Origin of the sequence: Pseudomonas medicaginis (assembly GCF_965119365.1) — a bacterium.
Lineage (GTDB): Bacteria > Pseudomonadota > Gammaproteobacteria > Pseudomonadales > Pseudomonadaceae > Aquipseudomonas.
In genome coordinates this window covers 4,460,387-4,472,878 of record NZ_OZ221631.1, presented here as the reverse complement: position 1 = coordinate 4,472,878, position 12,492 = coordinate 4,460,387, and the positions used below count along the sequence as shown (strand labels likewise).

At 63.9% G+C, this 12,492-nt stretch carries 12 protein-coding genes; 6 read left to right on the top strand and 6 right to left on the bottom strand.

Features of this window, described 5'->3' with window-relative positions; translation table 11 throughout:
- Positions 1-38: 38 nt before the first annotated feature.
- On the top strand, positions 39-368 hold the full coding sequence (locus ACMTA2_RS19790; RefSeq protein ID WP_413791386.1) for a hypothetical protein: 330 nt from the start codon (positions 39-41) through the stop codon (positions 366-368).
- Between the two features lie 4 nt (positions 369-372).
- Here the strand turns inward: ACMTA2_RS19790 and ACMTA2_RS19785 are convergent, their stop codons facing one another.
- On the bottom strand, positions 373-2,238 hold the full coding sequence (locus ACMTA2_RS19785) for a sigma-54-dependent Fis family transcriptional regulator (protein WP_413791385.1): 1,866 nt from the start codon (positions 2,236-2,238) through the stop codon (positions 373-375).
- Positions 2,239-2,595: 357 nt separating this feature from the next.
- Here ACMTA2_RS19785 and ACMTA2_RS19780 point away from each other — a divergent pair, with 357 nt between their 5' ends.
- The 5 genes from ACMTA2_RS19780 (at position 2,596) to ACMTA2_RS19760 (ending at position 7,962) form a co-directional block, all read left to right on the top strand.
- Positions 2,596-3,669, top strand: a complete 1,074-nt coding sequence (locus ACMTA2_RS19780; RefSeq protein ID WP_413791384.1) for an ATP-NAD kinase family protein — start codon at positions 2,596-2,598, stop codon at positions 3,667-3,669.
- A 2-nt stretch (positions 3,670-3,671) separates the two neighbouring features.
- A complete protein-coding gene (locus ACMTA2_RS19775) occupies positions 3,672-4,649 on the top strand; it encodes a thiamine pyrophosphate-dependent dehydrogenase E1 component subunit alpha (RefSeq protein WP_063320801.1) in 978 nt (325 codons plus the stop codon).
- Between the two features lie 36 nt (positions 4,650-4,685).
- Positions 4,686-5,702: an alpha-ketoacid dehydrogenase subunit beta gene (locus ACMTA2_RS19770; RefSeq protein WP_413791383.1), complete on the top strand. Its 1,017-nt coding sequence runs from the start codon at positions 4,686-4,688 to the stop codon at positions 5,700-5,702.
- Entirely contained in the window at positions 5,702-6,814 is a 1,113-nt protein-coding gene (locus tag ACMTA2_RS19765) for an acetoin dehydrogenase dihydrolipoyllysine-residue acetyltransferase subunit (protein ID WP_413791382.1), read from the top strand. The genes ACMTA2_RS19770 and ACMTA2_RS19765 overlap by 1 nt, the downstream gene beginning before the upstream one ends.
- Positions 6,815-6,897: 83 nt before the next feature.
- Positions 6,898-7,962 carry a 2,3-butanediol dehydrogenase gene (locus tag ACMTA2_RS19760; protein ID WP_413795692.1) on the top strand — a complete coding sequence of 355 codons (1,065 nt, stop codon included), beginning with the start codon at positions 6,898-6,900 and terminating at the stop codon, positions 7,960-7,962.
- 71 nt (positions 7,963-8,033) lie between these two features.
- On the opposite strand, the gene ACMTA2_RS19755 is transcribed toward ACMTA2_RS19760, so the two are convergent.
- The 5 genes from ACMTA2_RS19755 to ACMTA2_RS19735 form a co-directional block, all read right to left on the bottom strand.
- Positions 8,034-8,588 (bottom strand): DinB family protein, encoded by a 555-nt coding sequence (locus ACMTA2_RS19755; protein WP_413791381.1) that lies wholly within the window; start codon positions 8,586-8,588, stop codon positions 8,034-8,036.
- Between the two features lie 290 nt (positions 8,589-8,878).
- Complete coding sequence (locus ACMTA2_RS19750) at positions 8,879-9,796, bottom strand: dihydrodipicolinate synthase family protein (protein ID WP_003202565.1); 918 nt, start codon at positions 9,794-9,796, stop codon at positions 8,879-8,881.
- 183 nt (positions 9,797-9,979) lie between these two features.
- Positions 9,980-11,008 carry a trans-3-hydroxy-L-proline dehydratase gene (locus tag ACMTA2_RS19745; protein ID WP_413791380.1) on the bottom strand — a complete coding sequence of 343 codons (1,029 nt, stop codon included), beginning with the start codon at positions 11,006-11,008 and terminating at the stop codon, positions 9,980-9,982.
- A 107-nt stretch (positions 11,009-11,115) separates the two neighbouring features.
- A complete protein-coding gene (locus ACMTA2_RS19740) occupies positions 11,116-11,838 on the bottom strand; it encodes an amino acid ABC transporter ATP-binding protein (protein ID WP_413791379.1) in 723 nt (240 codons plus the stop codon).
- A complete protein-coding gene (locus ACMTA2_RS19735) occupies positions 11,831-12,481 on the bottom strand; it encodes an amino acid ABC transporter permease (protein WP_413791378.1) in 651 nt (216 codons plus the stop codon). The genes ACMTA2_RS19740 and ACMTA2_RS19735 overlap by 8 nt, the downstream gene beginning before the upstream one ends.
- Positions 12,482-12,492: the final 11 nt, after the last annotated feature.

Sequence of the window (12,492 nt, the reverse complement as noted above, 5' to 3'; positions counted from 1 at the left end):
CAAACTTCTTTCCTTTCAGAAAGTTGGGCGACAAACCTATGCGTATTTCTATGTGGATCGTAGGGACGTTTCTCCTGGTTGCGGTCTCGCTCGAGGCCCAGGCCAGGGCGCTGACGCAGAACCAACAGTCCGTGTGCCGCTGGGGTTCGGACATCGCGGCGGGGGCGCAGGCGTCGAAGTTGTCTGGCGTCAGCCTGTACGGCGCGCGCAAGAAACTGCAGGTGCGCAAGTTTCCCCGCCCCTGGATGCGCATGACTGCCCTGGGCATTACCGAGCAGACCTACAACAGCGCTTCGCGTCTCAAGCCGGCCGCCGTCAAGCAGACCTACTACGAACAATGTGTGCGCCATGAGCTGGCGCGCCGATAGGCCCTCAGGCCGGGCTCCGGCCAGGCATCTCGATACCGTGCTGATGCACCCGTCGGTACAGGGTCGCCCGGGAAATGCCCAGGGCCCGGGCCGCGGCGGTGGGTTTCCAGCGATGGCGCACCAGGGCATCGAGCAGCGCCTGGCGTTCCGGACTGGCGCTCGGCTCTGGTCCCTGATCGACGGCATTCGTGCCGTGCAATGACTCCGGCAGGTGGCTGAGCTGGATCACACTGGCTTCGCACACCGCGCAGGCATAGCGCAGCACATGGCGCAACTGGCGGACATTGCCCGGCCAGTGATAACCGAGCAGGCTTTCCAGGGCCGCGCCGCTCAATTGCACTGTTGCCCCGCACAGCGCCGACTCCTCGGCAAGAATTCGATTGATCAACGCCAGCCGGTCGCTGCGCTCGCGCAACGGTGGCAGCTGGAAGCGCGCGCCACCCAGGCGGAAATACAAATCCTCGCGAAACTCGCCGGCGGCCACCAGGGTTTCCAGGTCGCGGTGGGTGGCGCAGATCACCTGGATGTCCACGGCCTTGCGGCGGGATGCCCCCAGCGGCGCGACTTCACCCTCGGCCAGTACTCGCAGCAGGCGGGTCTGCAAGGCCAGCGGCATGTCACCGATTTCATCCAGGAACAAGGTGCCGCCATCGGCCTGTTGCAACAGGCCCTGCATGCCTTTGGCCGAGGCGCCGGTGAACGCCCCGGCGACGTAGCCGAACAGTTCGCTCTCGATCAGGCTTTCGGGAATGGCGGCACAGTTCAACGCCACGAAGGGGCGATCACGGCGCTGGCTGGCCTGGTGCAACTGACGGGCGAACACTTCCTTGCCGGAACCGGTTTCGCCCTGGATCAGCACCGGCAGGTTGCGATCCTTGACCCGCACCGCCAGGCGCAGGCTGTCGGCCAGGCGCGGGTCGACCTCGGCAGGCGTCATCGCCATCCGTGGACGCGGATTGGCCCGCTGGCGAGGCGCGCTCAAGCGGCCATGCAAAGTGTGATCGAGCGGGCAGAGGCTTTCGTCCCGGGCGCGATGCAGCCGTTGCGCGTCGAACACCTGGCCGATGTGTTGCGGCAACTGTCCGTAATGCTGCAGCAGGTATTGGCGGGCGGCCGGGTTCAGGGCTTGCAGGCAACCGTCGTCGTCCCAGGCGAACAGGAAGTCCGGCTGGCTGTCGACGTAGCCGGCGTTGCGATGGGCCCGCAGCACCCAGTAACCCTGGGCGCTGCTCATGAAAAACGCCTGTTCGATCTCCCGGGCACTCTGCACCACCATTTGCCGGATCAGGTGCTGCGAGCGCCGATCATCCGGCGAGCGCACCGCCGAGACATCGAGCACTCCGAGCAACTCTCCCTGGGGGTCGAAGACCGGCGCGGCGGAGCAGGTCAGGCCAATGAACGCTGCGCGGAAATGGTCGCGCTTGTGCACCGTCACCGGGGCCTTGGCCGTGAGCACTGCCGCCACGCCGCAGGTGCCTTCCTCGCCCTCCGACCAACAGGTGCCCAGGTACAGCCCGGCCTTGCGGCAGTCATTGCGAATTGTGGTTTCCACCCGGTAGTCGATGGTCTGGCCCTGGGCATCGGTCAGTAGCACGCAGTAGTCGGCATCGCGGACCCGACCATGGAGGCGGGCCACTTCTTCGCTGGCGATATTGAGGAACAGCTCGGAGCGCTCACGGCATTGCTTGAGCACGTCCTGGGAAAGGATGCGCGGGCCCTGCAGCGAACCGGGGTCCAGGTGATGTTGCTCCATGGAACGGCGCCAGGAGTCGAGGATCAGGTCAGGGACGGGCAGTTGTGGCAATTGGTTCGCGTTTTTCACCACGCGGCTGACGCAATCCACGTGCGCCCGGGAGTGAGCGGAAAGCATAGGGGCCTCCGATTCAGCTTCTTGTCGTTGTGCGCACATTAAGCGCCGTTCGCCGGGTGCAGACAAGCTCGACGGGTTCTTCGGTCGGTGTGAGACGCCACGTCTCAGCGTCTCGCCGCCACCTCGTGCAGGCTGACATGGCGCGTCTCAGCGGGGCTCGTTGCGCCTCGTCGACAATCATGGCTGGACCGCTCTGGTCCGGCCGTTTCCTGGGTTTTACCCGTAGCTGGCACCGCCCTTGCTCTATCCCTGGAGCCCGCCTGACGGAGCAGCCAATAATAACAACGAGGTGTCTATGTTTTCCTGTCTAGGGTTCTCCTGCCCAGGCCGTTCGCCTGTCGTTTCCACGGTGGCGCCATGAGCCGCCGGCCACTGACCGTGGGCATCATCGCCAACCCCGCATCGGGCCGTGACGTGCGACGCCTGACCGCCAATGCCGGGCTGTTTTCCAGCACCGACAAGGTCTCGGTGATCCAGCGCTTGCTAGCCGCTTTCGGCGCCACCGGCGTCGAACAGGTGTTGATGCCCACCGACATGATTGGCATGGCCGCCGCCGTGCTGAAGAACAGCCACAGCCGCCAGGCCCGCAGCAGCCACTGGCCGGCCCTGGAGTTCCTCGACCTGACCCTGCGCCAGACCGTCGAAGACACCCGCCGCGCCGCGCGCCTGATGGCCGAGCGCGAGGTGGCGCTGATCGCCGTGCTTGGCGGCGACGGCACCCACAAGGCGGTGGCCGCCGAAGTGGGGGACATTCCGTTGCTGACCCTGTCCACCGGCACCAACAACGCCTTTCCCGAACTGCGCGAGGCCACCAGTGCCGGCTTGGCCGGAGGGTTGTACGCCAGTGGCCGAATCCCGGACGCGATCGGCTTGCGCCGCAACAAGCGACTGCTGGTCTGTGATGCCGGACGTGGCTTGCGCGAAGTCGCCCTGGTGGACGTCGCCGTGTCGCCGCTGCGGTTTGTCGGCGCCCGGGCCATCAGTCGGGCACAGGACCTGGCCGAAGTCTTCGTGACTTTCGCCGAACCGCAATCCATTGGCCTGTCGGCCCTGTGTGGCCTGTGGTTTCCGGTGTCACGCCAGGCACCCGGTGGCGCCTGGATGCGCCTGGACCCGCAATCCCCCGAAGCGCTGCTGGTGCCGCTGGCGCCGGGCCTGTTGCAGGGGTGTGGCGTGCTCGCCGCCGGTCCTTTGGAAGCCGGCGTCGCCCATGGCCTGTCGCTCACCAGCGGCACCCTGGCCTTGGACGGCGAACGGGAAATCGAATTCAACGCCCATGACCGACCCACGGTCACCCTCGATGCCGGCGGCCCGCTGAGCATCGACGTCAACGCGGTGCTGGCCTACGCCGCGCAGCAGCGTTTGCTGGCCATCGGCCGTGAACACCCACAACACCCGCTGAATCTTCAAGAAGACACCCCAGGAGAATAAAAATGTCGACACCGCTCACCCACGATCAACTGCTGCACGCCTACCAGGTGATGCGCACCATCCGCGCCTTTGAAGAGCGCCTGCACGTGGAGTTCGCCACGGGCGAAATTCCCGGGTTCGTCCACCTGTATGCCGGCGAAGAAGCCTCGGCCGCCGGCGTCATGGCCCACCTGGGCGATGACGATTGCATTGCGTCCAACCACCGTGGTCACGGCCATTGCATCGCCAAGGGCGTGGATGTCTACGGGATGATGGCCGAGATCTATGGCAAGAAAACCGGCGTCTGCCAAGGCAAGGGCGGGTCGATGCACATCGCCGATTTCGAGAAGGGCATGCTCGGCGCCAATGGCATCGTCGGTGCCGGCGCACCGCTGGTGGTCGGCGCCGCGCTGGCGGCCCGGCTCAAGGGCACCGACAGCGTCGCCGTGGTGTTTTTCGGCGACGGCGGCTCGAACGAGGGCGCGGTGTTCGAAGCCATGAACATGGCCTCGGTGTGGAACCTGCCGTGCCTGTTCATCGCCGAAAACAATGGCTACGCCGAAGCCACCGCCTCCAATTGGTCGGTGGCCTGCGATCACATCGCCGACCGCGCCGCCGGGTTCGGCATGCCTGGGGTGACGGTGGACGGTTTTGACTTCTTTGCCGTGCATGAAGCCGCCGGGGCCGCTGTCGAGCGCGCGCGGGCCGGGGAAGGGCCGTCGCTGATCGAGGTCAAGCTGACCCGCTACTACGGCCACTTCGAGGGCGATGCCCAGACTTACCGGGCGCCCGATGAGGTCAAGCATTTTCGCGAGAACCAGGACTGCCTGATGCAGTTCCGCGAGCGCACCACTCGGGCCGGCTTGCTCACCGTCGAGCAGTTGGACCAGATCGACAAGGAGGTGGACATGCTGATTGAAAACGCCGTGTACAAAGCCAAATCCGATCCCAAGCCCTCCGCGGCGGACCTGCTGACCGACGTCTACGTCAGCTATCCCTGAACGCCCCCCTGAATAACAACAATAGAGAATCCCATCATGGCGAGAAAAATCAGCTATCAGCAGGCAATCAACGAGGCCCTGGCCCAGGAAATGCGCCGCGACTCCAGCGTCTTCATCATGGGTGAGGACGTGGCCGGTGGTGCCGGCGCACCCGGTGAAAACGACGCCTGGGGCGGCGTGCTGGGGGTCACCAAAGGTCTCTATGAGCAGTTCCCCGGGCGCGTGCTGGACACGCCACTGTCGGAAATCGGTTACGTCGGCGCGGCGGTCGGGGCCGCCACCTGCGGCGTGCGCCCGGTGTGCGAACTGATGTTCGTCGACTTTGCCGGGTGCTGCCTGGACCAGATCCTCAACCAGGCGGCGAAGTTTCGCTACATGTTCGGCGGCAAGGCCTCCACGCCCCTGGTGATCCGTACCATGGTCGGCGCCGGTCTGCGCGCCGCCGCCCAGCATTCGCAGATGCTCACGTCCTTGTGGACGCACATTCCGGGGCTGAAAGTGGTCTGCCCGTCATCGCCTTACGACGCCAAGGGCCTGCTGATCCAGGCGATCCGCGACAACGACCCGGTGATCTTCTGCGAGCACAAGTTGCTCTACAGCCTGCAGGGCGAGGTGCCGGAAGAGCTCTACACCATTCCCTTTGGCGAGGCCAATTTCCTGCGCGACGGCAAGGACGTGACCCTGGTGTCGTACGGACGCATAGTCAACACGGCGATGGACGCGGCGCGGAGCCTGGCCGGGCGTGGTATCGACTGCGAAGTCATCGACCTGCGCACCACCAGCCCCATGGACGAGGACAGCATCCTCGAAAGTGTCGAGAAAACCGGGCGCCTGGTGGTGATCGACGAGGCCAACCCACGCTGCTCCATGGCCACCGATATTTCGGCGCTGGTGGCGCAGAAAGCCTTTGGCGCGCTCAAGGCGCCGATTGAAATGGTCACCGCGCCGCACACCCCGGTGCCGTTCTCCGATTCGCTGGAAGACCTGTACATCCCTGACGCGGCGAAGATCGAGCAAGCCGTGCTCAATGTGATCGAGTGGAGCAAGCGCTGATGAGCCAGATTCATACCTTGACCATGCCCAAGTGGGGCCTGTCGATGACCGAGGGCCGGGTCGATACCTGGCTCAAGGAGGAGGGCCAGGCCATCACCAAGGGCGAGGAAGTGATGGACGTCGAGACGGACAAGATCTCCAGCAGTGTCGAGGCGCCGTTTTCCGGCATCCTGCGCCGCCAGGTTGCCCGCCAGGACGAAACCCTGGCGGTCGGCGCCTTGCTCGGCATCGTGGTCGACGGCGAAGCCAGCGATGCCGAGATCGATGCAGTCATCGAACAGTTCCAATCGACCTTTGTGCCCGGCGATGCGGCCGACGAAGACAGTGGGCTGAAACCACAGAAAGTCGAGTTGGACGGCCGGGTGATCCGCTATTTCGAGCGCGGCGAGGACGGTACGCCGTTGTTGCTGGTGCATGGTTTCGGCGGCGACCTGAACAACTGGTTGTTCAACCATGAGGCGTTGGCGGCCGGGCGTCGGGTCATTGCCCTGGATCTGCCGGGCCATGGCGAATCTTCGAAAACCCTGCAACGTGGCGACCTGGACGAGCTGAGCGGCGTGGTGCTGGCTTTGCTCGATCATCTGGACATCCAGGTGGTGCATCTGGCGGGCCACTCCATGGGCGGGGCGGTGTCGCTGAACGCCGCGCGCCTGATGCCCCAGCGGATACGGTCCCTGACGTTGATTGGCAGTGCCGGTCTGGGCGCGCAGATCAACGGCAGCTACCTGCAAGGGTTTGTCGAAGCGGCCAACCGCAACGCCCTCAAGCCGCAACTGGTGCAACTGTTTTCCAATGCCGAACTGGTCAACCGCCAGATGCTCGACGACATGCTCAAGTACAAGCGCCTGGAGGGCGTGGACGTGGCGCTGCAGCGACTGTCAGCGACGTTGTTCGCCGACGGCCGCCAACAGGTGGATTTGCGCGACGTGGTGCAGGCCGGCCACGTACCGACCCTGGTGATCTGGGGCAGCGACGACGCGATCATCCCGGCGGCCCACAGCGAAGGGCTGGGCGCCCAGGTCGAAGTGCTCTCCGGCCAGGGTCACATGGTGCAGATGGAAGCGGCCGAGCAGGTCAACCGATTGATGCTCGAGTTCCTCGCACAGCACTGATCAAGCGGGCGGCGATTGAATCGTCGCCCTATGAAAACTCTGGAGGCAACGTTATGAACGTTTCAATCAAACCGACCCGCAGCATGCGCGCCGCCGTCTGGCATGGCCGCAACGACATCCGTGTCGAAGACGTGCCACTGCCGGTTTCGCCCCCCGCCGGTTGGGTGCAGATCCGCGTGCAATGGTGCGGCATCTGCGGCTCCGACCTGCATGAATACGTGGCCGGGCCGGTGTTCATTCCGGTGGACGCGCCACACCCGCTGACCGGGATCAAGGGCCAGTGCATCCTCGGCCATGAGTTCTGCGGCGAGATCGTCGAACTGGGCGCCGGTGTCGAAGGCTTCAGTGTCGGCGAACCGGTGGCGGCGGACGCCTGCCAGCATTGCGGCACCTGCTATTACTGCACCCACGGGCTCTACAACATTTGCGAGAACCTGGCCTTCACCGGGCTGATGAACAACGGGGCGTTCGCGGAACGGGTCAACGTGCCAGCCAACCTGCTCTACAAACTGCCCGCCGATTTCCCTGCCGAGGCCGGTGCGCTGATCGAGCCGTTGGCGGTGGGCATGCATGCGGTGAAAAAAGCCGGGAGCCTGCTGGGCCAGAACGTGGTGGTGGTCGGCGCCGGGACCATCGGCCTGTGCACCATCATGTGCGCCAAGGCTGCCGGGGCGGCCCAGGTGATCGCCCTGGAAATGTCCGGTGCGCGCAAGGCCAAGGCCCTGGAAGTCGGGGCCAGTCATGTGATCGATCCGAACGAATGCGACGCCCTGGCCGAAGTCCGCCGCCTGACCGCTGGCCTGGGGGCCGACGTGAGTTTCGAATGCATCGGCAACAAGCACACCGCCAAACTGGCCATCGACCTGATCCGCAAGGCCGGCAAGTGCGTGCTGGTGGGGATCTTCGAGGAGCCGAGCGAGTTCAACTTCTTTGAACTGGTCTCCACCGAGAAGCAAGTGCTTGGCGCGCTGGCTTACAACGGTGAGTTCGCCGATGTGATCGCCTTCATCGCCGATGGGCGCCTCGATATTTCGCCCCTGGTGACTGGTCGCATCCAGCTGGAGCAGATTGTCGGCCAGGGCTTCGAGGAGTTGGTCAATAACAAGGAGCACAACGTGAAAATCATCGTGTCTCCCGCACGGATCTGAGAGCGCCTGACGTGGGCGATTTGGCGATGGCCGGCGGCGGCCATCGCATTTTTTTCCGCTAGGGGAGACTTTCAGTCCAGCCGATAGTCTTGCCAGACGGTCCTTTCGTTGAGTTGCAGTTGCTGCTCTTCTTCTTGCCGAAACGTACGGTCGCAATCAAGGAAGAATTCATCGAGCTGCGGTGGCTTGATGCCGGTACCGCTGAGCATCGAATGCACCTGGCCGCGGTGATGGATCTGATGTTCAAACAGGTGCAACAGCAGCCGATCGATGCGCTCGCGCACCACACCGTCGACACGCACCAGCTCCACGGAGCGGGCGAGGTCTTTCTCCTGCAGGGTTTCGCAGAACGCCACCAGCCGCTGGTCGGTTTGGGTTTGGCTTTGCTTGAGTTGGGCAAAGGCCAGGGTTTCAGAAAAGTCTTTTATCTGGCCGTCCCGGTCGCCTTCCAGGGCAGTGAGGTAATAGCGGTCCACTTCCAGGATGTGGCAAAGCGTGGCTTGCATGGACGGGAAGAACCCTGTGCGTGGCGCTTCGTATTCGGCGTTGCTCAACTGCGCGCAGGCGCCGAGCAGCCTGTGGTTGGCCCATCGGTTGTTCAGGGCCTGGGCCAGGAAATAGTTCATGGGCGGTCTCCCTGTTGTGTCCGCCACAGACATTGTGGGAGCGAGCTTGCTCGCGATGAAGGCGGCACATTCAGCATAGTCGCTTCAGGCAGACCGCTATCGCGAGCAAGCTCGCTCCCACAGTTTGAGTCCCATGGGCTCACTATCGCGTATTCACCATTCACCACAAATCCTGTGGGAGCGAGCTTGCTCGCGAAGACGGCGGCACATACAGCATAGTCCTGCCAGACAGACCGCTTTGGCGAGCAAGCCCGCTCCCACACAGGCCTTCATATTTCTTGGAGGAGGTCCTAAAGCCCCACATCCGGCAACACCGGCCGATTGGCCAGGGCCTTGGCCATGATCTGCTCCACATACACCCGGTCCGCTTCCGGCAGGGCCAGGCGCGGTGGGCGGGTGAGGGCGCTGCCGCGACCGGCGATGGCTTCGCACAGCTTGATGCATTGCACCAGGTCGGCGCGGGCATCCAGATGCAGGATCGGCATCAGCCATTCGTAGATGGGCATCGCCTCGGCGAAGCGTCCGGCGCGGGCCAGGCGGAAAATGGTCTCGCCTTCCTGCGGGAACACGTTGGACATGCCCGAGACCCAACCTTCGGCGCCTACGGCAAGGCTTTCCAGCACCACGTCATCGAGACCTGCAAACAGCACGAAGCGATCGCCGACTTCATTGCGCACGTCGATGAAGCGCCGGGTGTCGCCGGAGGAGTCCTTGAAACACACCACGTTGTCGCAATCGGCCAGGGAAATCAGGATGTCCGGCGTCACGTCGTTCTTGTAGATCGGCGGGTTGTTGTAGACCATCAGCGGCACGTCGGCGTGGCGGGCCACGTAGCGGAAATGCTCGGCGGTCTCGAAGGGCTTGGAGCCATAGACGAGCGCCGGCATCAGCATCACCCCGTCGACACCGACCTTGCGCACCGCATTGGCGACCTTGGCGGCCTGCACGCTGGTGAACTCGGCCACGCCGCAGATCACTGGCACGCGGCCACGGGAGGCGTCTACCGCCACTTCGGTCACGGCGATTTTTTCCTCGGCGCTCAAGGACGTGTTTTCCCCCACCGACCCGCAGACCACCAGGCCGGAAACGCCATCACGGATGACGTTGGAAATCACTTGGTGGGTTTTTTCCAGGTTGATGGAAAAGTCGTCGTTGAATTGGGTGGTGACGGCAGGGAACACGCCGCTCCAGTTGATGCGTTTGCTCATGGGTTGTCTCCGGTGGTTAATGGGGTGTGGCGAGGGGATTTAGCGAAACGTCGCACCGCCCCGTTGGAGCGCGAAGCGGTCCTGAAATCTGGCGACTCGGTGTATCAGTAGAAACCAGGGGGCTGCTTCGCAGCCCAGCGGGGATAAATCCCCTCGCCACAGGGGTGTGTGCAAGTTGAAAGATCATGCGCCCGGCCAGGTATCTGAAAGCCGATAGCCCTGGGGCCACGGATCGGCCGGGTCGAGCAACAGCTGATGGGTTCCGGTGATCCACGCCCGCCCGGCAATGCACGGGTAAATCGCCGGGCGTCCGGCTACGTCGGTCAGTGAGTCGATGCGGCAATGGAATTCGGAACCGATGATCGAGCGGCCGATAAAACGCTCGCCCACCTGCATCAAGCCCTTGGCGTGCAGCACCGCCATGCGCGCCGAACAGCCGGTGCCGGTGGGGGAGCGGTCGATCTTGCCGGGCTGGATCACAACGGCATTGGCGCCGGTGGCGATGCCGTTTTCCTGGACGATGGGCGCGGCGATCTGGCAGAACGAGATGTGCGACCAATCGGGGTTCAGCGGGTGCACGAAGCCCAGTTGCTCATTGGCGGCGCGGGTGATTTTCAAGCCCACGCTCACCAGCTCGGCCGCCTCGCAGGGGCGAATGGCAAAGCCCAGGCGCTGGGCGTCGACGATGACAAAGCTGTCGCCGCCGTAGGCAGTGTCCACCTGCAACGAGCCCAGGCCTTCGACTTCGATCCAGGCATCGAGGCGGTCGGCGAAGGAGGGCACGTTCTTGATCTCGACCCGTTGCACCTTGCCGTCGCAGCAGTCGGCCACCGCTTCGATCAGGCCGCCCGGCGCTTCCAGCACCAGGCGGGTCTGGGGTTCGGTCATCGGCAGGATGCCGCTGTCCAGCAGCACGGTGGCGACGCACAGCGAGTTGGAGCCGGACATCGGCGGCGTGTCGGCCGGTTCCATGATGATCCAGGCCATTTGCGCCCGCGGGTCCTTGGCCGGGACGAGCAGATTGACGTGGCGGAACACGCCGCCACGGGGCTCGTTGAGGACGAAGTTGCGCAGGGTCTGGTCCTGGGCGATCCAGCGTGACTGTTCCCACACCGTGGCGCCAGGTGGAGGGGCGACCCCCCCGACGATCACATCGCCGACTTCGCCTTCGGCGTGGCAGCTGACTACATGAATGATTTTTGATGAGCGCATGGATCAAATCCTAAGTTGTCTGGTCGGGCCTCATCGCGAGCAAGCTCGCTCCCACATTGAAAGGCGTTCCCCTGTGGGAGCGAGCTTGCTCGCGATAGGGCCATCCGCTACTTCACCGACTTGAGAAACGCCGCCGTCTGCGGCTGCATCGGGTTACCGATCACCTGGTCCGGCGGTCCGATCTCATGGACCCGGCCATTGCAGAAGAACGCCACGCGGTCGGACACGTCTCGGGCGAAGCGGATCTCGTGGGTCACCAGCACCATGGTCATGCCGTCTTCGGCGAGCATGCGCATGGTGTCCAGCACTTCGCCCACCAGTTGCGGGTCCAGGGCCGAGGTGGCTTCGTCGAAGAGCATGTAGTCTGGCGACATCGCCAGCGCCCGGGCGATGGCCATGCGTTGCTGCTGACCGCCGGAAAGCTTGCCGGGGAAGGCCTTGAGCTTGTCCCCAAGGCCCACATGCTCAAGCTGTTGCACCGCCAGTGCTTCGGCGTCCTGCCGGCTTTTGCCCAGCACCTTGCGTGGCGCCAGCATCACGTTTTCCAGCACGGTCAGGTGGGGAAAGGCGTTCCATTGCTGGAACACGATGCCGATTTTCTGCCGCAGGCGATTGAGGTCGGTGGCGCGGTCATGGACCTCAATGCCGTCCACGCGGATGCTGCCTTGCTGGATCGGCTCCAGGCCGTTGATGCACATCAGCAGGGTCGACTTACCTGAGCCGGAACCGCCGATGATCGATACCACTTCACCCTTGTCCACCGTCAGGCTCACGCCCTTGACCACTTCCAGGTCACCGAAGGATTTGTGCACGTTTTCGATCTCAATCATTTTCCTGCCACCTTCTTTCCAGGCGTGCGCCAAGGCGGGCGACCACCAGGCTCATGACGTAGTAAATGAGGCCCGCGATGCAGAGCACCAGCAGGGGTTCCTGAATGCGCGTAACGATGGTTTGCGATGCCCGCAGCAATTCGACAATGCCGATCCACATCACCAGCGCGGTGTCCTTCATCACGCCCAGCACCAGGTTCAGCCAGCCAGGAAAGGCCACCCGCGTGGCAATCGGCAGGACGATAAAGCGCAGGTCCTGCCCATAGCTCAGGCCCAGCGACCGGCTGGCCCGGCGGGTGCTCAACGGCACCGCCAGCACGCCACCGCGAACAATTTCGGTGAAGTACGCCGCGGCATAGACGCCGAGGACGATGCAACCGACGGCGAAGGCGCTGAGGTTCAGGCCGGCGATGCTCTTGAGCGAGTTGAACAGTACGAACTGGATCAGCAGCGGCACGCTGCGGAACACGTCCAGTAACCAGGCCAACGGCAGGCTGGCCCGTGGCAACAACGCCCGCAACAGACCGAACAGCAACCCGGCCAGGGTGCCCAAAAGGATCGACCAGACGGTCAGTTGCAACGTGACCCAGGCCCCCTCGAGCAAATACAGCAGGTCGTTAACGCTGAGGCTTGTCGAAAACATGACCCACGCTC

Coding starts and splice junctions, on each gene's coding strand:
- ACMTA2_RS19790 (WP_413791386.1), top strand. CDS start 39: ATGCGTATTTCTATGTGGATCGTAGGGACGTTTCTCCTGGTTGCGGTC.
- ACMTA2_RS19785 (WP_413791385.1), bottom strand. CDS start 2,238: ATGCTTTCCGCTCACTCCCGGGCGCACGTGGATTGCGTCAGCCGCGTG.
- ACMTA2_RS19780 (WP_413791384.1), top strand. CDS start 2,596: ATGAGCCGCCGGCCACTGACCGTGGGCATCATCGCCAACCCCGCATCG.
- ACMTA2_RS19775 (WP_063320801.1), top strand. CDS start 3,672: ATGTCGACACCGCTCACCCACGATCAACTGCTGCACGCCTACCAGGTG.
- ACMTA2_RS19770 (WP_413791383.1), top strand. CDS start 4,686: ATGGCGAGAAAAATCAGCTATCAGCAGGCAATCAACGAGGCCCTGGCC.
- ACMTA2_RS19765 (WP_413791382.1), top strand. CDS start 5,702: ATGAGCCAGATTCATACCTTGACCATGCCCAAGTGGGGCCTGTCGATG.
- ACMTA2_RS19760 (WP_413795692.1), top strand. CDS start 6,898: ATGCGCGCCGCCGTCTGGCATGGCCGCAACGACATCCGTGTCGAAGAC.
- ACMTA2_RS19755 (WP_413791381.1), bottom strand. CDS start 8,588: ATGAACTATTTCCTGGCCCAGGCCCTGAACAACCGATGGGCCAACCAC.
- ACMTA2_RS19750 (WP_003202565.1), bottom strand. CDS start 9,796: ATGAGCAAACGCATCAACTGGAGCGGCGTGTTCCCTGCCGTCACCACC.
- ACMTA2_RS19745 (WP_413791380.1), bottom strand. CDS start 11,008: ATGCGCTCATCAAAAATCATTCATGTAGTCAGCTGCCACGCCGAAGGC.
- ACMTA2_RS19740 (WP_413791379.1), bottom strand. CDS start 11,838: ATGATTGAGATCGAAAACGTGCACAAATCCTTCGGTGACCTGGAAGTG.
- ACMTA2_RS19735 (WP_413791378.1), bottom strand. CDS start 12,481: ATGTTTTCGACAAGCCTCAGCGTTAACGACCTGCTGTATTTGCTCGAG.